This is a genomic window from Moritella sp. F3, assembly GCF_015082335.1.
Taxonomy (GTDB): domain Bacteria; phylum Pseudomonadota; class Gammaproteobacteria; order Enterobacterales; family Moritellaceae; genus Moritella.
Genome location: NZ_BLRL01000124.1, coordinates 1 through 248, shown reverse-complemented (window position 1 = coordinate 248; position 248 = coordinate 1). Strand labels below are relative to the sequence as shown.

The 248-nt window shown below is 41.9% G+C and carries 1 protein-coding gene; it reads right to left on the bottom strand.

Going from position 1 to position 248, the window contains the following annotated elements:
- Positions 1–3: 3 nt before the first annotated feature.
- Positions 4–248: DUF4198 domain-containing protein (locus tag JFU56_RS22650; RefSeq protein ID WP_198439459.1), on the bottom strand; the 245-nt coding region annotated here is incomplete at its 5' end.

The following is a 248-nucleotide window of genomic DNA, read 5'->3' as shown; positions in this document are numbered from 1 at the left end:
AAATTATTCAGGCGCTACTTCAAGTGTTGTAAATAAAGCATAACGGCCAGCGTCTACGCCTTCTTCGTTTACTTCAACATCGTTAGACGTTTCTATTAGGTATAAGCCAGGCTCTTTCCACGTAGTTGTGAACATACCATTTTTATCGGTAGTTACTTTTACTTCGCCACGCTCGTTACGGTAACGAGTGTCACCTTTTAAAATGCTTACTTCAATGCCTTCGCCCGCAGGTTTGCCATCTTGTAGAA